15 protein-coding genes and 1 tRNA gene are annotated in these 19,332 nt (G+C 66.0%); 7 read left to right on the top strand and 9 right to left on the bottom strand.

Translation table 11 applies throughout. The annotated features are described in order from the left end of the window. Positions 1–89: 89 nt before the first annotated feature. Positions 90–1,004: a LysR family transcriptional regulator gene (locus tag CFR78_RS10795; protein ID WP_034932277.1), complete on the bottom strand. Its 915-nt coding sequence runs from the start codon at positions 1,002–1,004 to the stop codon at positions 90–92. A 135-nt stretch (positions 1,005–1,139) separates the two neighbouring features. Between CFR78_RS10795 and araD the strand changes: the two genes are divergently transcribed. After that, the gene (gene araD / locus CFR78_RS10790; RefSeq protein WP_034932275.1) at positions 1,140–2,936 is read left to right on the top strand and encodes an L-arabinonate dehydratase; all 1,797 of its coding nucleotides are present in this window, start codon (positions 1,140–1,142) and stop codon (positions 2,934–2,936) included. Between the two features lie 908 nt (positions 2,937–3,844). After that, complete coding sequence (locus CFR78_RS10785; protein ID WP_034932273.1) at positions 3,845–5,437, top strand: B12-binding domain-containing radical SAM protein; 1,593 nt, start codon at positions 3,845–3,847, stop codon at positions 5,435–5,437. A gap of 128 nt (positions 5,438–5,565) precedes the next feature. Here the strand turns inward: CFR78_RS10785 and CFR78_RS10780 are convergent, their stop codons facing one another. The 3 genes from CFR78_RS10780 to CFR78_RS10770 all read right to left on the bottom strand — a co-directional run bounded on the left by CFR78_RS10780 (position 5,566) and on the right by CFR78_RS10770 (position 7,168). After that, complete coding sequence (locus tag CFR78_RS10780) at positions 5,566–6,324, bottom strand: YoaK family protein (protein ID WP_034932297.1); 759 nt, start codon at positions 6,322–6,324, stop codon at positions 5,566–5,568. A 122-nt stretch (positions 6,325–6,446) separates the two neighbouring features. Further along, complete coding sequence (locus tag CFR78_RS10775) at positions 6,447–6,770, bottom strand: RNA 2'-phosphotransferase (protein WP_051672143.1); 324 nt, start codon at positions 6,768–6,770, stop codon at positions 6,447–6,449. Positions 6,771–7,093: 323 nt separating this feature from the next. Further along, a tRNA-Val gene (locus CFR78_RS10770) sits at positions 7,094–7,168 on the bottom strand. A gap of 222 nt (positions 7,169–7,390) precedes the next feature. On the opposite strand from CFR78_RS10770, the gene CFR78_RS10765 reads away from it, so the two are divergent. Continuing rightward, positions 7,391–8,254: an N-formylglutamate amidohydrolase gene (locus CFR78_RS10765; protein ID WP_051672142.1), complete on the top strand. Its 864-nt coding sequence runs from the start codon at positions 7,391–7,393 to the stop codon at positions 8,252–8,254. Between the two features lie 55 nt (positions 8,255–8,309). Here the strand turns inward: CFR78_RS10765 and CFR78_RS10760 are convergent, their stop codons facing one another. The 5 genes from CFR78_RS10760 to CFR78_RS10740 all read right to left on the bottom strand — a co-directional run bounded on the left by CFR78_RS10760 (position 8,310) and on the right by CFR78_RS10740 (position 14,091). Then, positions 8,310–8,669, bottom strand: a complete 360-nt coding sequence (locus tag CFR78_RS10760; RefSeq protein ID WP_007398394.1) for a YidB family protein — start codon at positions 8,667–8,669, stop codon at positions 8,310–8,312. Between the two features lie 219 nt (positions 8,670–8,888). Beyond that, positions 8,889–9,572: an NUDIX domain-containing protein gene (locus tag CFR78_RS10755; RefSeq protein ID WP_034932271.1), complete on the bottom strand. Its 684-nt coding sequence runs from the start codon at positions 9,570–9,572 to the stop codon at positions 8,889–8,891. Positions 9,573–9,602: 30 nt separating this feature from the next. Beyond that, entirely contained in the window at positions 9,603–12,563 is a 2,961-nt protein-coding gene (locus tag CFR78_RS10750; protein WP_034932293.1) for a glycosyltransferase, read from the bottom strand. A 47-nt stretch (positions 12,564–12,610) separates the two neighbouring features. After that, the gene (locus tag CFR78_RS10745; protein WP_034932291.1) at positions 12,611–13,516 is read right to left on the bottom strand and encodes a DMT family transporter; all 906 of its coding nucleotides are present in this window, start codon (positions 13,514–13,516) and stop codon (positions 12,611–12,613) included. 71 nt (positions 13,517–13,587) lie between these two features. Further along, entirely contained in the window at positions 13,588–14,091 is a 504-nt protein-coding gene (locus CFR78_RS10740; RefSeq protein ID WP_034932270.1) for an aminoacyl-tRNA deacylase, read from the bottom strand. A 910-nt stretch (positions 14,092–15,001) separates the two neighbouring features. Here CFR78_RS10740 and CFR78_RS10735 point away from each other — a divergent pair. The 4 genes from CFR78_RS10735 (at position 15,002) to CFR78_RS10720 (ending at position 19,302) form a co-directional block, all read left to right on the top strand. Next, positions 15,002–16,351, top strand: a complete 1,350-nt coding sequence (locus tag CFR78_RS10735; protein ID WP_034927391.1) for an amidohydrolase family protein — start codon at positions 15,002–15,004, stop codon at positions 16,349–16,351. Between the two features lie 76 nt (positions 16,352–16,427). Next, positions 16,428–17,405, top strand: coding sequence for an isopenicillin N synthase family dioxygenase (locus tag CFR78_RS10730; protein WP_240471317.1), 978 nt, complete (start codon positions 16,428–16,430; stop codon positions 17,403–17,405). Beyond that, entirely contained in the window at positions 17,402–18,163 is a 762-nt protein-coding gene (locus CFR78_RS10725) for an alpha/beta fold hydrolase (RefSeq protein WP_034927394.1), read from the top strand. Before CFR78_RS10730 ends, CFR78_RS10725 begins: the two co-directional genes overlap by 4 nt. Continuing rightward, positions 18,160–19,302: a BMP family ABC transporter substrate-binding protein gene (locus CFR78_RS10720; RefSeq protein WP_007398406.1), complete on the top strand. Its 1,143-nt coding sequence runs from the start codon at positions 18,160–18,162 to the stop codon at positions 19,300–19,302. The genes CFR78_RS10725 and CFR78_RS10720 overlap by 4 nt, the downstream gene beginning before the upstream one ends. Positions 19,303–19,332 lie beyond the last annotated feature (30 nt).

Raw genomic sequence — 19,332 nt, 5'->3', positions numbered from 1 at the left:
GGCCGTCCACGCGGCAACGCGGGACGGGGCATTGCGTCAAAACCAGACTTGGTATGGATCAATGCACGGTGGGCATTGATCGCCCGCCATCAGGCGGCGGGCGGGGCAGGGGCCTGTGTTCCGGCCATACGGGTTACGGCCGCCATGACATTGGCCAGCACGGGGCTGACATTGTGCGCCCGGTGCAGCATGTACAGCTCCGCCTGGACATCCGCGCCAAAGGCCAGCGGGCGGCAGACCACGCTGTCGATCCCCAGCCGGGATGCGGATTGCGGGATCAGGGCAAGTCCCACCCCGGTCTTTACGACCGAGAGCAGGGCGTGGATCTGGTTCAGGTGATGGACAAGGCGCGGCTGGATGTTCGCCTGGGCCAGCAGGCGGTGGACAAGGTCATGGAAATAGCCGCCGCCCAGGATGGAATACATGATCAGGTCCTGCCCCTCCAGGTCGGCCGGTGCCAGCGCGGGCAGGGCCGCAAGCGGGTGGCCCGCGGGCAGGGCGGCCACCATGGGTTCGGCCAGCACCCGGTGGGCGCGGGTTTCCACCGCACTGAAGGGCGGCCGCACGAAGGCCAGGTCGATGCGGTGGGCGGCAAGGGCGGCAACCTGGTCGCGGGTAACCATTTCCTCCAGTGTCAGTTCAATTTCGGGATGGGCCTCACGCACGCCATGGATCAGGCGGGGCAGGAAATCATAGCTCCCCGATGGCGTGAACCCGACCGCAACCTGCCCCAGCGCGCCACGCCGGGCGCGGCGGGCCAGCAGTGCCGCGTCCTCGGCATGGCGCAGCAGGCTGCGGGCCTGCGGCAGGAAGACCGCACCGGCATGGGTCAGCCGCACGCTGCGGCTGCTGCGCTCCAGCAGTTCCACGCCCAGCGCGTGTTCCAGAAGCTGGATCTGCCGGCTTAGTGGTGGCTGCGTCATGTTCAGCCGGGCGGCGGCGCGGCCAAAATGCAGTTCATCCGCAACCGTGACAAAACACCGGACCTGCGTGAGCTGGAGCATTGATGCCAATCCTGTCTCGATCCATGCCGTATCTGGTCTGGACAGTATAAAGCGCCAGCGCCCTAACTGTCGCAACACGATATGCATTCCGACAGGCCATGACGGCGGCCGGGGTGTCAGAAAGGGAGCAGAAGCATGACAGAACATGCCAGCACGCCAGCAGGGCACCAGCCAGCAGGGCACCAGACAGTACCGGAACACGAAAGGCGCCCACTGCGCAGCGCGCGCTGGTTCGGCCCGGCCGACCTGCGCAGCTTCGGCCACCGCTCGCGCGCCATGCAGATGGGCTATGCCCCGCAGGACTGGGAGGGCAGGCCGGTCATCGCCATCCTCAACACATGGTCCGATATCAATCCCTGCCACATGCATTTCCGCCAGCGTGTGGAGGACGTGAAGCACGGGATACTGGCGGCAGGCGGCTTCCCCATGGAACTGCCCGCCATTTCGCTTTCCGAAAACTTCATGAAGCCCACCACCATGCTGTACCGCAACATGCTGGCGATGGAGGCGGAGGAACTGCTGCGCGCCTACCCCGCCGATGGCGGGGTGCTGATGGGTGGGTGCGACAAGACCACGCCCGGCCTGCTGCTGGGGGCCACCAGCATGGACCTGCCCGTGATATACGTGCCCGCAGGCCCGATGCTGCGCGGCAACTGGCAGGGCCGCACGCTGGGTTCGGGGTCGGATTCATGGAAATACTGGGATGAACTGCGCGCGGGCACGATCACGCAGGCGGACTGGCAGGGGGTGGAAGCGGGTATCGCGCGCAGTGCGGGCACCTGCATGACCATGGGCACCGCCAGCACCATGACCGCCATTGCCGAGGCGATCGGCCTCTCGCTGCCGGGGGCCAGTTCCATCCCGGCGGTTGATTCCAGCCACATCCGCATGGCCAGGAGTGCCGGTCGGCGCATTGTGGACATGGTGTGGGAAGACCTGCGCCCCTCGAAAATCCAGACGCCTGCCGCCTTTGCCAATGCCATTGCCGTGGCCATGGCCATGGGGTGTTCGACCAACGCCATCATCCACGTCATTGCCATGGCGCGGCGGGCGGGGGTGGCCATCGGGCTGGATGATTTTGACCGCGCCAGCCGCGAAATCCCGGTCATTGCCAATGTCCGGCCCACGGGCACCACCTATCTTATGGAAGATTTCTATTACGCTGGCGGCATCACCGCGTTGATGAAGCGGATCTCGCGCTTTCTGGACCTGACCTGTCTTACGGTCACGGGCCGCAGCGTGGGGGAGAACATCGAACAGGCGAAAGTGTGGAACGATGACGTGATCCGCCCGCTGGACCAGCCGATGTTCAGCGGGCAGGCGGGGGGCGCGCTGACCGTGCTGCGCGGCAATCTGGCGCCCGATGGCTGCGTGATGAAACCGGCCTGCTGTGACCCGAAATTCCACAGGCACAGTGGCCCGGCGCTGGTGTTTGATGACTACCCCACCATGAAGAAGGCGCTGGATGACGAGACGCTGGATGTCACGCCGGACCATGTTCTGGTCCTGCGCAACGCCGGCCCGCTGGGTGGTCCCGGCATGCCGGAATGGGGCATGCTGCCGCTGCCGCGCAGGCTGGTGCGCGAAGGCTGCCGGGACATGCTGCGCATCTCGGATGCCCGGATGAGCGGGACCAGCTATGGCGCGTGCGTGCTGCATATTGCGCCGGAAAGTTACGTGGGCGGCCCGCTGGCGCTGCTGCGCACGGGGGACATCATTACGGTGGATGTCCCGGCGCGCACGATCAGCATGGCGGTGTCCGATCAGGAACTTGAACGCCGCCGTGCCAGCTGGACACCCCCGCCCGCCCGCTACGGGCGCGGCTATGGCTGGATGGCAGGCCAGCACATGCGCCAGGCGAACGAGGGATGTGATTTCGACTTTCTGCAGACCGATTTCGGCCCCCCGGTGCCGGAGCCGGTCATCTACTGAACAGGCAGTATTCCATAAATCGTAAGAAAGTTTTTGGTGAAGTTTTTTTTCAGAAAGCTTCAGGAAGCGTCGCCTGTCCGAATAAAGGGCGCGATCGGGAAACTTTCATTATTTTTCATTCATGCAGCCGTTCCCCCGCGCCTGCGTGGCGGTGTCAGCCGTGGCGTGCGGGTCCGTGCTGTCCGGCGGCCTGCATACAGTCCCGTGCCACGATACGGGTCGTATGGACCGGCCATCACGGGCCAGCAGTCGTTTCCGCATGGTTTCCACAGCATGCGAAGTGTAACGGACTGCGCCTGTGCCAACTGCTTCCTGTCCGGATCGTGCCGCATCCGGTGCCCGAAAACCCGCTGTCGGCCTTCGTGCGCAGTGATGTGCCGCGGGTACCGCTCCTTGCCATCCTGTCTGGCTGTGCCCTGTCCTGTCCATGGTGGGGGAAAGGGCAGGCCGGTCATGGTGCGGCTCGATTCACCGGCCGCCGTGCCGTTCCGCATCATGGGCATGGTCATCACGGCGGGGCCGGGCGGGCGAACTGGACGGCGGCGGGCAGTTCGGATAGGATGGTACCCGTTCAGTCCCTGAACATCGGCATCGACCTGCACGCAGCCCGCTCTGCGCGGCTTCGCCGCTTTCCGCGCCCCCGTCCCCCTCAATCATCCTGATCTGTTACAGGCCCGGACCCGGTCCTGCCCGCGCGCGTGCTGCGGTGCCGCGTGGCCTGGACCGCCATGGCGGGGCCGGGAAGGGGGCAGCCAGGGCCGCGCCCCATCCGTCCAATACGAAAGGCGTTCCCGCATGTCATCCTTCACGCCGCGCCGTGCGTTCCGCGAACCGGCGCGTCCCCCCGGTGGCCCGGCCGGCCGCCGCCGTGACCATGCGTCCCTGCCACGCCCCGGGGCCGCCACGCGATGAGCGATCCCTGCAAGGTCCTGATGGTCTTCCCGCTTTTCAATGCAGGGTCGTTCTGGAACTACACGGAAGCCTGCGATCTGGCGGGCGCGCGCTACCCGGCGGCCCCGCTGGGGCTGGTGACCGTGGCCGCCCTGCTTCCCGCCCACTGGGAAATCAGGCTGGTCAACCGCAATACCGAACAGCTTGAGGACGCGGATTTCGACTGGGCCGATCTGGTGATGACCGGCGGCATGCTGCCCCAGCGCAACGACGCGCTACGGCTTGTTGAACGTTGCCGGGCCGCGGGCAAGCCCGTGGTGGTGGGCGGCCCGGACGTGACATCCAGCCCGGACCTGTATGCCAGGGCGGATTTTCAGGTTCTGGGCGAGGCCGAGGAAATCATGGGCGATTTCATCGCCACCTGGCGCGCGGGCATCCGCCATGGCGTGTTCACGGCCGCCATGGGCAAGACCGATGTGACAAAAAGCCCGCTGCCGCGCTTTGACCTGCTGAAGCTGGACCAGTACCTGCATGTGGGGGTGCAGTTCTCGCGCGGGTGTCCGTTCAGTTGCGAATTCTGTGACATTATCGAACTGTATGGCCGGGTGCCCCGCACCAAGACGAATGAACAGGTGCTGGCCGAACTGGATGCCCTGTACGCGCTGGGCTACCGGGGGCATGTCGATTTTGTGGATGACAACCTGATTGGCAACAAGAAGGCGCTGCGCAAGTTCCTGCCCGGCCTGAAGCGCTGGCAGGAGGAAAGAAACTTCCCGTTCGAATTTTCAACCGAAGCCTCGATCAACCTGGCCGATGATGCCGACCTGCTGCGCGATCTGGCGGGCACCAATTTCTTTGCCGTGTTCATCGGCATTGAAAGCCCGGATACCGACACGCTGGTCATGACGCAGAAAAAACAGAACACAAGGCGCAGCCTGCGGCAGAGCATCGAGACGATCCACCGGGCCGGGATTTTCGTCAATGCCGGTTTCATTGTGGGATTTGACAGCGAAAAGGGCAGCATCGCCGCGGGCATGATCGACTGTATCGAGGATACGTCGATCCCTGTCTGCATGGTCGGCCTGCTCTATGCCCTGCCCACGACACAGCTGACGCGCCGCCTGCGGGCGGAAGGGCGGCTTTTTGCCGATGACGGACAGCCGCAGTCGGGCGACCAGTGTACCGCCGGGCTGAACTTCGAGACCGCGCGGCCACGGCGTGACGTACTGGATGATTACCGCAGGGTCCTTGCCGCCATCTATGACCCGGTGGCCTATTTCGGCCGGGTGCGCCGTCTTGGCCGGATGCTGCGCCGCACCCGGGGGCACCGCATGGTGCGCGGTGACCTGCGCAGCTTCATGCGCCTGCTCTTGCGCATCCACCGCGCCGGGCCGGGCACGGCAGGGCCGTTCTGGCGCATGCTGCTTGACTGCGCGCTGCACAACCCCAGGGCGCTGCCTTACGTGGTCATGACCAGTGCGCTGTACCTGCATCTTGGCCCGTTTTCGCGGCAGGTGATTGGTGAAATCGACCGTGAAATCACGGATGTGGACGCGGGCCGCCGGCAGGTGCACCCGCCTGCGGCCGAAGCGGTCCTTGTAACGGCGTAAGGGCAGCGGCGCCTGGCCATGCCCCATGGGCGTGGCCAGGGGCCGGCTATTCCCGGCCGGTCCTCTTCCAGAATTCTCCGGCACTCCGTGGCCCTGGGGCGGACGTCCCCGGATCGGCCCGTTTTGCGTCAGCGTCCCGCCTGTGGTTCCTGCGTGCCATCCACCGTTGCGCGGGGGGCCTCCACGGGGGCCAGCGCGCCGGGCAGCGACAGGCAGGCCAGCCCCGCCGCCAGCAGCAGCAGGAACAGGGCCGACCACCAGCCATAAAGAAACGCTCCGGCAATCCCGCCGGTGGTGAAGGACAGGACAATCGCGGCATGCAGGCCCAGCCGTTCGCGGGTGCGTGCGCGCTGCGCGGGGTCGGTGCGGTGGATGATGGCGTCCATCCAGTCCGCCAGTTCCAGGCCGACATCGGTCAGCATGCCGGTCATGTGGGTGGTGCGGACCCGCGCGCCCGAGATGCGGGTTACGGTCGCGTTCTGCAACCCCATGAGAAAACTCAGCCCGTATGCCAGCATGGGGCCGCGTGGCTGTGCGGAAAGCAGCATGTCGGCCAGCCCCAGCAGCCCGAGCAGGCAGGCTTCCAGCAGGATGCTGCGCGCATAGATGGAAGGCAGGCGCCGGCGGCGCCCGGCATTGACCACAAGCGCCGAAAGGACCCCACCGGCCACAAAGGCCAGCACCAGCCCGCAGCATGACAGCACGGCCCGCAGGTGGCCTTCATGCAGGCCGGTGGCCAGCGCCGATATGTTGCCGGTCATGTTGGCGGAATAATAGCCGACCGCCAGAAAGCCGGCGGCATTCACCGCCCCGGCAATGGCGGCCAGCGAGCAGCCAAGACGCCGGTCGATTACGGCATTGCGGTCCGCGCCTTCGTGAACAAGCACCCGGTTTTCCCGTCCTTCCATGCTGACCTTGCTGCGGGCCTGCGGTTACCGGCAGCAGGATGCATGGTTTACTGTAGCCTGCCTTGGTGCCGGATTCGATGCACAATTACGCTCCTGACCCATCATCGTACGAAGGGCCGCGGCACGGTTTTCAGCGGCAATGGCGCGCAGCAAGGCTGACGGGCCGTTTCCTGCCCCGGACTGGAAGGCCAGATACGCCGGGGCACCGCCAAGGTCAGCCAGACGCCGTTATCGGCCAGGTGGAAGGCATATCCGTCATGAAACATCCGGCCAGCCCCGACGCCCGGGAGAACGGCCTTCCCGTGCCGCGCCGTATCCCGGTCGGTGGAGAGAGGGACCATCTGGCAGCGGCCGGGCCTCAGCCCCTCGCGGAAAATGGAATCAAGCCGGTCATGCGCCGCGCCATGCCGGAGCCGGTCGGTCACCTGCGCCCAGCCTGTCCAGCATCAGGCCGATCCGCAGTGGTCCATGGCGCAGGAGCAGGCGCCGCGACACGGCACCTTCCGTTATCATGGGCCAACTTCTTCTGTTGGACTGTCCATGGCTGGATACCGCAGGTCCGTTACCGCTCCGGTCCTGCCGGGAGATACGGCCCGTACGGATAATGGCTCCGGTCGGGACCGGCCCCGGTAGGGCAGGGCGTGGCGGGACAGCCTGTATGGCCCATACCGGCGCGGTCAAATCCATACTAGAACGCACCGCGATCATAGTATCAAAACTACCGATTTTTTGGGGATAGCGAAGCAGATGGTGGGCGCAACAGGGATTGAACCTGTGACCCCTACCATGTCAAGGTAGTGCTCTACCGCTGAGCTATGCGCCCACCATCTGCTTCGGTGAACAGGCTTTTACTCATCCCTATGGCGGGGCGCAACCCCCATTTTTCAAAAAATCACATTGACCCGAAAGCCGCCTGCTGTCCCTATGACAGCCATGTGCCGTGCTGTTTCTTTTCCGTGCTTCCGCCGGGCCGTGCAGGGAGATGACCCCGACCATGCAGGGGGCGTGCCCTACCGTGCGCGCCTGCTGGAACAGGCCGCGCCACATGGCTGATTCCGCCATCCCGCCCTACTCCATTATCGAAGCCACGGGAAAGCAGGCGCCGCTTGTTGTCGCCTCCGCCCATTCGGGGCGGAACTATACCGATGCGTTCCTGCGCATGTCCCGCCTTGGTGCGCATGCCCTGCGCCGGAGCGAGGACTGTTATGTGGAGCAGCTGTTCGAAGGCGCGCCGGGGCAGGGGGCCACGTTGCTGCACGCCACCTTTCCCCGTGCCTATTGCGATGCCAACCGGGAACCGTGGGAACTGGACCCCACCATGTTCCGCGACCCGCTGCCGCACTGGTGCAACACCACCAGCCGCAAGGTGCAGGCGGGATTTGGCACGATCGCGCGCATCGTCTCGCGCGATGGGCCGATCTATCCCCGCCCGCTGCCCTTCAGCGAGGCCGAGGCCCGCATCCGCACCTGCTGGCAGCCCTATCATGATGCGCTGGCGCGGCTTGTGCGCGACAGGGTGGAACATCACGGCTGCTGCATCGTGCTGGATGCCCATTCCATGCCCGTGGTGGCCGGGCGGCGGGACCAGCCGGATTTCGTGCTGGGCACCGCATGGGGCACCGCCTGCACGCCGCAACTGGCCACGGTCATGGAACAGGTCCTGACCCGCCATGGCTACAGCGTGGCGCGCAACGTGCCCTTTGCCGGGGGATATGTCACCCGCCATTACGGCCGGCCACGGCGCGGCGTGCAGGCGGTGCAGCTGGAAATCAGCCGCGCGCTGTACATGGACCAGACCACCCTGCAGCCCCATGCGGGCTTTGCCCGCGTGCAGGCGGTGATGCTGGATGTGGTGGCGGACATCATCCGCTATGGCGGGATGCTGGTCCCGGGGCAGGCGGCGGAATGAAACGGGGCGGAACCGGACCATGGCACGGTTCCGCCAGTATGTCAGGCCAGCGGGATCAGGCCGTTTTGGAGACGTCGCCCGCCGGGGTCTGGGTATTGACGGCTTCGGGCAGCAGATGGGCCAGAACGGGCAGGATGGTGGCGGCGGGCAGGCCGGTCTTGTCCACCATGGCCTGGACCTGCTGGCTGCTCAGCAGGCTGCGCAGTTCATCGGTGGAGATGGGCAGGTTGTGGCCGTCACCGATCCATGACCGTACCTTGTCGCCCAGCCCGGCCTGGTCCGCCTGCGCCAGCAGGGAGGTGATGGTGGCCGGTGTCAGCAGCTGCGACAGATAGGAATGTACCTGCTGTGACAGGCCGGTGGAACCGGCCAGATCGCTCAGCTTGCCCATGACGTCATTGAAAATACCGCTCATCGTGCTCTTGGTCCCGTCTCTCGTTACAATGGAGGCTATTATACTACACGATGTACAGTTATGGAAAAATTCTATAAAAATAGGACAAAAAAAAGCGGTGCAGAGGCACCGCTGAGTTTAGGGAGGAAACGTCCAAGAAGCAGTTGCACAGGGCATGCTGCTTCCCGACCTTATGCGGGTCCTCACGCGGTTGTGTCAACAAGAAAAAGCGATGGCCCGTTACCGTGCCTGGTACAGGTGCCATGAAAGCAGGGTCTTGGCATCCGTCATGCCGATATGGGGGATCTGGTCCAGGTCGATGACATGCAGGCGGATATGCTCATGTTCGCGCGCAAGGCCGGTCTGGCGGTCGGACAGGCGGCGGGCCAGCCCTTCGTCAATGTCCAGTTCGGCATAATACAGGCCGATCGCCTCATCACACCCGCCGGGGGAAAGCCAGACCCGCGTCAGGGCCACAAGGTCCTGCGCCCGCACCCGCAGGTCCGCCCCCACTTCTTCCGACAGTTCCCGCAGTGCCGTGCTTTCAAACGCGCCCCCATCCAGCATGCCCGCGGGCAGCGCCAGCAGGTCCGGCCGGGCCACGGGCACGCGGGCCTCGCAGGTCAGTACGGTGCGGTCGGGGTAGCCGGGGCATTTCAGCACCAGCAGCACCGACACGCTATCGCCGCGCAGCAGCGCCAGGCCGGGTACGCGCTGGCCCCGGTGCAGGGCATCGGCCTCGACCAGGATGAAGCCCATGCGCGTGGGGCCAAAGGCCACCGCATCGCGCACCAGCACATGGCGCAGCGTGAAGCGCGCCCGCATGCCGTCATGCCACCGGCGGAAATGCGGGGCCGCCAGCACGCGGGCGCGCAGGGCCGGGTCCATGCCGGGTGCGAAGGAAATGTCGGCTGTGTCATCCATGGGGCGTCCTGCCTTGTCCTGCATGCGCCGTCAGCCCGGCGGGGCGAATACCTCCGCCATGATTTCGGCCACACGGGTGCGGTAGTCCTGTGGGGCGTGTTCGCGCGCCACGCGCTGGAGTGCGTTGTCACGCACCGTATCCCACAGCGCCTGATCCTGATAGAGGCGGACCACCTGCGCGGCAAAGGCGGCCGGGTCGGTCACGTCGGCGCAGAGCATGTCCTGCCCGTCCTGCCACCCTGCCTGGCGGCACAGCAGGGGGGAGCCGACCACCGGCAGGCCGTTGGCCGCCGCCTCATGCAGCTTATAGGCAATGCCCGCGGCAAAGCGGGTGGGGGCCACGAACACGCGGTGGTGGTCATAGACCGGGGCGGTATCGGCCACCTGCCCCAGCAGGTTGACATTGGGGTGGCGGCGCAGCGGGCCAAGGTCCACGCGCGGGTTGACATGGCCGCACACGCCAAAGCGTATGCCCGGGCCAAGCCGGTCCACCAGCAGGGGCAGCACCGCGCCGCTGAACCAGGCAAGGGAGTCAAGATTGGGCGCAGCCATGTCATGCACCGCGCCCAGGAACAGGATATCGCGCCGCGCGGCCCATCCCGGCCCGGTGGGGCGTGGCACCTGCATGTGCCCCAGCACCGATACGTTATCGAACCCGGCGCCATGCAGCAGCCGGGCCTCGGCATCATTGACCGCCACCACCCGGTCCGCCACGAACAGGGGGGCCAGTTCGGCCTCCAGCCGCCGGGCAAGGGGCTGGCCGGGCGGCCGGTCGTGCAGGCGGGCATATTCCTCGTCCCGGCAGGCGGCAATGGCCTCGGTATCGACAATGACACGACCTGCGGGAATGGCGGCGGCGGCGTCGTTCAGGATACTGGCCAGACGCGCGGCATTGTGGGTGCGCGCGATCCAGATCGCATCCAGGCTGCCCGCGCGGTCTTCCAGAAAAGCGGCAAGGTCGGGCAGTTCACGGTCATGGATCACCTCCACGCCGGGGGGGAAGGCGGTGGCCAGCGTGGCCGCGTCCTCTACCGGGCGGAAGACCGGGTAGACCGTGACGTGGTAGCCCAGCGCCGCAAGGGTTGCGATGATGTCGTTCGAACGCGTAAAGCCCGAGCCAAGATGGCGCAGTGGCAGCCGGTCCTCGATGAACAGGATGTGGCGTCCTCCGCCATCGGCATGGCGCGCGCGGGCCTGCAGGGCGGGGTGGCGCATGAGCTTGCGCCGCAGCGGGCGGGCATGGCTGCGGGTGAACAGGGTGCTGTTGCGCGCGATCAGCCTTGCCGCACTGGTGGAATCCGACGTGCCGCATTCATAATGCACCAGGCATACGGCAGGATCGTACAGAATGGTGTAGCCCAGCGCGCGGATGCGCATGCACAGGTCCGTCTCCTCGAAATAGGCGGGGGCATAGGCTTCGTCAAAACCGTCAAGCGTGCGCAGTATGTCGGTGCGTACCATCAGGAACACGCCGGAACAGAAATCCACCGCGCGCACGAAGCCCGCTTCCGGCACGGCGGGATGGGCATCGCGCATGTAGCCCTGCACCGAACCGTCACGCCAGATGATGCTGCCCGCCTCCTGCAGCATGCCGTGGGTGCGCAGCACGCGCGCGCCCACCGCCCCGGTCGTGTCTTCCGCCCCCAGCCGGGCCAGCGCACTGGCAATGGCGCCGAACTGCAGGTCCACGTCATTGTTAAGGTACAGCGTGGCCGGTGCCCGCACCCGCGCAAGGGCGGCGTTGCACCCGCGCACGAAGCCGATATTGCCCGCGAAGCGCAGCACCTCGATGCCCTTCACATGCCGCTCGATACTGGCCACCCCGTCGCGGGAGCCGGAATCCACCACGATGACCTGCATGGCGCCATGGTAGTTCGCCCGTAGCGAGGCCAGCGTGGACAGCGTCATGGCAAACTGGTTGTGGGCGATGATGATCACGCTCAGTTCCGGCGGGGCGTCACTGGCAAAGTCGATCCGCCCCCCCAGCAGCAGCGGCAGCCGCACCGCGCACATGTGGCGGAACAGGGCGCGGGTCTGTTCCTCGGTCACGGGGGGGGCGGGGGGCGGGCGCAGGTCGGGCCGGGCGACAAGGTAATGGCCCAGCCCGTCGCGCGCGCGGCCGGCCGCCAGGTCCGCCTGTACCGCAGGGTCACGCATATAGGCCGCAAGGTCGAGCATGGAGCACGGCTTGCGCTGCTCGAACACCCCGTCACTCAGGTAATGGGCATAGCCGTTGCGCAGCCTGCCGCTTTCCACCGCTTCCAGCACGTCGGGATTGACGGAGGCATAGAAGGATTCGGAAAAGAACGGCCCCGGGTCAAACGCCAGCGGCGTGGTATTGCACAGGTAATGGTGCAGGGCGCACAGCCATTCCCCCCGGTCGATCGCGGCCTGCACCGCGGGATAGGTCCGCACGTACCATCCGGCATCGAAATAGACCGATACCGCCCGGTCGGGCATGGCGGCCATGCCGCGCAGCAGGTAGTCCACAAAGGGATGGGCTGCTGCATCCCGCCCGTTTTCGGGTACAAGGGCAAGGCAGGTGACGGGATCGAAAAAGCACGATCCGGTACGCATTTCCCCGTCACCCGCGCGCAGGTAATGGTCATAGCCGTTGCGGTAGCCCCCGTCCTCCATCACGGCCTGCGTCAGGTCGGGGCAGGCTGCGCGGTAGGCGTGTTCGTCAAACAGCCAGTGGGGGCTGTGGGTGCGCAGCCCGGCCTGCAGGTAATGGGCGAAGCCGCTGGGCCATATGCCCTGCGCTATGGCTCGCGCCACGCCGGGATAGGCCTGGCGGTACCATGTCTCGTCAAAGAACGCGTTGGGTGAATGGCCCAGCGCCGCGCCATGGGTGGTGTAGAAGGCGTGGGCTTCCCCCGGTTCCACCCCCAGCGTGTCCAGCAGGGCGGCATGGCGCGTGCAGTACCATGCAGGGTCGAACGCGGCCCATCCGGCAGCCGTTTCCGCGAGCGTGGAGGAAACAGCCCTCATGCATCCCTGTCCTTCATCCATGGTCAGGGGGTTATGCGGCACAAAGGTTAATTTTTGGTGGGGGTGGTGGCCCTGCGTGCCGGGTGGCCCCATGTGTTCATGACCAGCACGCCCGCCATCACGACCGCGCCACCGCACAGGGTACGCAGGCCCGGTATCTCGCCCGTCAGCAGGAAGGCCAGCACCATGGTGACCGGCGGCAGCGTGTACAGCAGCGCCGAACCGCGTGCCGCCCCCATCTGCCCGATCACGAAAGTCCACGCCCCGTAACCGATGGCGGCGGGAAAGACACCCAGTTCCACCACCGCCCACACGCATGGCCATGATGCCCGCAGCGTGATGGCACAGGCGCGCGGCAGCCATGGCAGCAGCAGCACCGCGCCGATGATCAGGATATAGGCCATGCAGGTCAGCCCGTCATACCGGCGCAGCAGTTGGCGCAGCAGGATGATGTAGGTGGCCGAGCACAGCGCCGCCCCCAGCACCAGCGTCGCCCCCGAACCGAAGGTGATGCCGCCTGCCTGCCCGCCCGCGATCAGCCCCACGCCGGCAAGGCTGAGCAGCGAGCCCAGCCACCCCCATGCGGTCAGCCGTTCCCCCAGCACCGGCATGGCGATCAGCGCGGTCATGAGCGGGGAGGAGGCGATGAGCAGGCTGGCCGCCCCGGCCGACACGGTGACCTCCCCCATGTTGAACAGTATATTGTAAAGCGAAATGCCGATGCCCGCGCACGCCACCAGGCGCGGCATGTCGCGCGCGGCGGGCAGTGGCTGGCGGCGCAGCACCAGCCAGGCCACGGCAATCAGCGCCGCCAGCGCATAGCGTATGGCCGCAAGCGGCACCGGCGGGATGCCACGCAGGGCAATCCGCACGACGGGATAGGCACTGGCCCAGGACAGGATGGCAACCGTCACGGCAAGGAACAGCCGGCGGGAAGGCAGGGTCGTGTTCATGCTTCCGGCCATAGCAGCAATCCGGCCCGTGCGATATCGGGTCACGCGCCGTGGCGGCGGGGCAGGCGGGATCAGGGTGCCGGCGGGGCGGGAATGGCGGGGGCGGAAATATCGGCAACGCGCGCGTCCACCACCGCCCGTGCGTCGGCCGGGGCGATGCGCACCACCAGCCCGCGTTCACCGGCATTGACATAGATATGCGGCAACCCCATCGCCGCGTCCGACAGCACCACGGGCAGTGGCGTTGCCTGCCCGAAGGGGCTGGTGCCCCCCGCGCGGAATCCGGTCAGTTCCATCGAGCGCTCCGGCGCCATCATGCGCGCGTTGCGGCCACCGAACAGGGCCGCCACCTTCTTGAAATTCACCTTGTGGTCGGCCGGCACCACCAGGCAGACGGGGGTGGCGCGGTCCACCTCCACCACCAGTGTCTTGAGCACGCAGGCCGGGTCCGCCCCGATGGAGGACGCGGCCTGCATGCCGATCAGCCCGCCACCGGGCGCGTAATCGTAATCATGTACCGAAAACGGCACGCCGTGCCGTGCAAGGAAGCGGGTTGCACTGGTCTGTCCTGTCATGCGGGGGCTCCTGCCGGATGGGTGCGGGCCTGCCCGCGACGGAATGTCACCAAGGATAAAATAGCACCGCGTGCCATGCAATGCCCGCCCCCGTACCGCCGGGTGCGGGCCTTGCCGGGGCATCCCGATCACATGCGCGCGATTATCCGGGTTTTCCGGGCGTTTCCGCAACCGCAAGTAGTCAATACGCTCGGAACACTGAATATTTATTATCAATTTTTTGATTATAATGCGCGTATATTGTCCGTTTCTTCCACAGGAGAACCCGAACGCCACCCGCCGGGGGTAATGCCCGCCCGATTTTGGACATAATCATGTAATATCGCCCAAGAAACGGATGTCCTGTCCGGCCGCCGGGTCATTTACAGATACTGGCTGATATGGTTACGGAAAACCCCTATGTCAGAATACCCTTACCGGGTTCTGCCGGGGTGGTGATCCGCACATTGAAAAACCGGATATGGATACTTGCCAAATAGGAAAACCTTCCTAAACCTTACCTGTCATTCCTTTGGAAATGCCGGGGCCAGAACCGCATAAACTTATATACCATAAAGTATAAATTAACTGTTTTCTGCTCTGATTCCGCCTGTCCTGGCCCTGTGGCGCATTGGACAGGCCGGATTTTATCTTATTTTTCAAAAAAATTCACAATACGGGCAGCACAAGTCGTGTTTCAAATTTGGCATTTATTTAATTTTCTGCAATCCGGGGTTGTCTTGTCCTGTATTCCGAAAAATATTCCCGTCTATACATATGGACACGCTGACATGATGATGGCATGTTCCGAAAAAAATACATACATAAATCACTTAAGTAATGTTCGATATCCAACCTCCGGAAACCGGAGCAGCAGGTGGCGGCCAGATGCAGGCCACCGGCGATTGGACTGGAGTAACCTGGGTAAGTAATGATCGATATCCTGATTTGTGATGCCCACCTTTACCTGGACCGTGACTGGGAAATTGCCGGCGGCTGGATCGCGATCGAAAAGAACCGCGTCCATTCCGCAGGTGGCCCCGGCCAGCCCATGCCGGCGGCCGCGCGTATCATCAACGCCAGGGGGCGGCTGGTCACGCCCGGGCTGGTCAACGCCCACCACCACATGTTCCAGAACCTGACACGCGCCTATGCCCCTGTTACGCGCAATGGCCTGTTTTCATGGCTGGAAACGCTCTATCCCCTCTGGACCGGACTGGACGGGGAAGCGGTCTACCTGTCCAGCTACATTTCCATGGTGGAACTGCTGCTGGGCGGCTGCACCACGTCCACCGACCATATGTACGTGCATCCGCGTCCGTACCTGATGGATGCGGGGTTCGCCGCCGCGCGTGACATCGGCTTCCGCTTCCTGGCCACGCGGGGCTGCATGACCCGGTCACAGGAAAATGGCGGCCTGCCCCCCGCCGCCGTGGTGCAGGACGAGGACACGATCATGGCCGACTGCGAGCGCGTGGTGGCCAGATTCCATGATCCCGCGCCCGGCGCGATGACACGGGTGGCGCTTGGCCCGGTCTCGCTGTTTTCCGCATCCGAACAGATCATGCGCGACTGCCTGGCCATGGCCGAACGTGACGACCTGCGCCTGCATACCCATCTGGCCGAAGATGTGGAGGAGGATGACTACAGCCTGAGCATTTACGGCTGCACCCCCACCGAGCATTTCGAGCGGATGGGCTGGGCCACGCCGCGCGCATGGATCGCGCATTACATCTATCCCTCCACGTCCGAGGCCGAGCGCCTGATCCGCGCGGGCGTGGGCATGGTCCAGTGCCCCAGTTCCAACATGATGATCGGCAATGGCAGCGCCGATGCCATGGACCTGCGCGAACGGGGCATGAATGTGGGGCTGGGCACCAACGGTTCGGCCACGACGGACATGGCCTGCATGTGGATGGAGGCACGCAACGCCATGCTGCTGGGGCGCATCCGCAATGGTCCCGCCTCCATGGTGGCGCGGGACGCGCTGGACATGGCGACCCGTGGCGGCGCCGCCTGCCTGGGCTGGGATGACGAGATCGGCCACCTGCGCCCCGGCGCCTGCGCGGACCTGGTTATCTGGCAGTCCAGCCCGGTGGCGCTGGCAGGCGCCATGACAGACCCGGTCGAGGCCTGGCTGCGCTGCGGGCCGATGGTCGCGGGCACCACCATTGTCAATGGCCAGGTGCTGGTGGAAGACGGGCGCCCCCTGCAATCCGGCCTGGCCGATGCCCTGCACCGCCATGCGCGGGAAGCACGGCGCATACAGAAGCTGGACTGACGGGCCGTACTGCCCTCCAATGGGGCACAGGGCCGCCGGGGGGCGTGCCTGAACCATCAAGCCGGGGGACCCTTTCATGATGCAGCACACCACGTGGGCCGTCCCCGCGCGGACACTGCCCGTCATTTCGGTGGCGGGCCTTCAGTCGCCCGATCCGCAGGCCCGCGCGGCGGTCGGTCGCGCGCTGCATGCCGCCTGTAGCGAAACGGGTTTTTTCTATTGCGTCGACCACGGCGTGAAGCCGGAACTGATTGCCGCCGTGTTCGCGCAGTCGCGCCAGTTCTTCGCCCTGCCCATGGCGGACAGGCTGGCGGTGCACAAGAACCGTTCGCCGTGCAACCGGGGCTACGAGCCGCTGCGTGACCAGACGCTGGAGCCGGGCACGCCGCCCGACGTGAAGGAAGGGTTCTATAGCGGACCGGAAAAACCGCTGGATGACCCGGCCGTGCGGGCCGGGCGCTTCAATCAGGGGCCGAACCAGTGGCCTGCCGCACTGCCGGATTTTCGCGCGGTGATGAGCGAATACAGCACCGTCATGACCCGTCTGGCCGAAACGCTGATGCGCGGCATCGCCCTGTCACTGGGGCTGGCGGAGGATTATTTCGCCGCCTTCTGCCACGACCCGCTGACCACGCTGCGCCTGCTGCATTATCCGCCGCAGCCCGCGCGCCCCCTGCCGGGGGAAAAGGGGGCGGGTGCCCATACCGATTTTGGCGGCCTGACCCTGCTGCTGCAGGATGACAGTGGCGGCCTGCAGGTCAGGGCCGCCGATGGCACCTGGCTGGACGCTGCCCCCATTCCCGGCAGCTTTGTCGTCAACCTGGGGGACATGATCGCGCGCTGGACCAACAACCGCTACCGCTCCACCCTGCACCGGGTCATCAACACATCGGGGCGGGAACGCTATTCGGTACCGTTCTTCCATACCGGCAACCCCGATCAGGTCATTGCCTGCCTGCCGGGCTGCGTGCCTGAAGGGGAGGCTCCGCTCTGGCCCCCCGTAACGGTAGAGGACCACCTGCGCGCCATGTACGCCCGGACCTATGGCCGATGAGCGGCGGGGACGATCCGGTCATCCTGATCCACGGCGCGTGGCAGGGGGCGTGGGCATGGGCGCGCTTTGTGGATGCATGGCGGCGGCATACCGCCATTCCCGTCCATGCGGTTGACCTGCCGGGCAACGGGGTGGACGGGCTGCCCGCGCGCGATGCCAGCCTTGAACGCTACGTGGCCCATGTGGGCGACGTGATGGACCGGCTTGGCCGCCCGGTCAGCCTTGTGGCCCATTCGGGCGGTGGGGTCGTGGCCTCCGCCGTGGCCGAGCGCTGGCCCGGGCGGGTGCGGCGCATCGCCTATCTGGCGGGCATGATGCTGCCTTCGGGCGTGGGATTCGGGCAGGTGGTGGCGCGGATGGTGGCCGACCACCCGGATGCCACGGGCATCAACCCCTGGCTGCGCTGGCCGGAGCCGGGTGTTGTATCCGTCGTGCCGCCGGAAGCCGCCGTTGCCATCTTCCTGCATGACTGCCCGCCCGATGTGGCCATTGCCGCCTCCCGCTGCCTGACGCCACAGGGGCTGGGCGGGCTGGACCTGCGCGCACGGCTTACGGCCGAACGCTTTGGCCGCATCCCGCGCCTGTATGTGGAAGCAACGGGCGACCGTTCCGTCATCCTGCCCGTGCAGCGCCGCATGCAGGCCCTTGTGCCCGGCGCGCGGGTGGTCAGCATGCATACCGGCCACGCCCCGCAGGTGGCCGACCCCATGGGCACGCTGGCCCATATCCTGCCCTTTGCACAGGGACGGACCGCATGATCCTGCCCCGCAGGCGGCTTCTGGCCACGGCGGGGGCGGCCGTGGCCTCCGGCTTCGTGCCGCGCCACGGCCATGCCGCCACCACGACCGAAGGGCTGCTGGCGGCCCTTGCCGCCCCGTACGCCAACGTGCCCCCCATGCCCCCGGTGGCGGAGGAGGACGCGCTGCTGGCGCTGGGCTATGTCGGCCCGACCAGCGATGGCGGCTGGACCGAAATGCACCATGTGGCGCTACAGGCCGTGCGCCGGGCCTTTCCGCGCCTGCGCACGGTCTATGTGGAAAGCATGCCCTATTCCGCCGATGCCACCCGGCTGTTGCGCGAATTCGTGGCCGAGGGCGCGCAGCTGGTCATGACCGGGGCGGATTACGGGGATTTCCTGACCGATGTGGCCGCCCGCGCGCCGCAGACGGCCTTCATGCAGTGCGATGGCCGCCCGCTGCGCGGCAATGTAAGCTGGTATTACATTGCCCACTGGTATGTCAGCTACGTGATTGGCGTGGCGGCGGGGCTGCTGAGCAGAAGCGGGAAGCTGGGGTTCATCGCCTCCTTCCCGCTGCCTTCGGCCTATGCCGGGGCCAATGCCGCGCTGCTGGGTGCCCGCACGGTCAACCCCGATGCCACCATGCAGGTCATCAGCATCAATGCCTGGTTCGACCCGCAGGCCGCCATCCAGGCCGCCAACGCGCTGGCGGACAAGGGGTGTGACTTCCTGTTCGGCATCATGGACGAGGCAGGCTACCTGCATGTGGCTCAGGAACGCGGGCTGTGGGCGGCAATGTGGAACAAGGACATCCGCCAGTTCGGGCCGGATGCCTATGTGGCGTCCGTGGTGCTGGACTTCGCGCAGTTCTACATCGCGCAGGTCCGCGCGCGGCTGGCGGGTACGTGGCGGCCCGTGCCGCAACTGCTGATGATGGGCAATGGCGTGGACCGTGACCCGTGGGGCCAGCGCGTACCGCAGGATGTGCGAGACCGGGCGGATGGCGTGCGCGCACGCATCATGGCGGGCTGGTCCCCCTTTGCCGGCCCGATCCATGACCAGCATGGCCAGTTGCGCGTGGCCGAAGGGAAGACCATGAACGATCTGGAACTCTATGACTGGGACTGGGCGGTGCAGGGGGTAAGCGGGCTGCCATAGGGCGCCCGCCCAGCCGGCGCTTGCTGACCG

Origin of the sequence: Komagataeibacter rhaeticus, from assembly GCF_003207855.1 — a bacterium.
GTDB lineage: Bacteria > Pseudomonadota > Alphaproteobacteria > Acetobacterales > Acetobacteraceae > Komagataeibacter > Komagataeibacter rhaeticus.
This window is presented reverse-complemented; position numbering and strand designations above follow the sequence as displayed.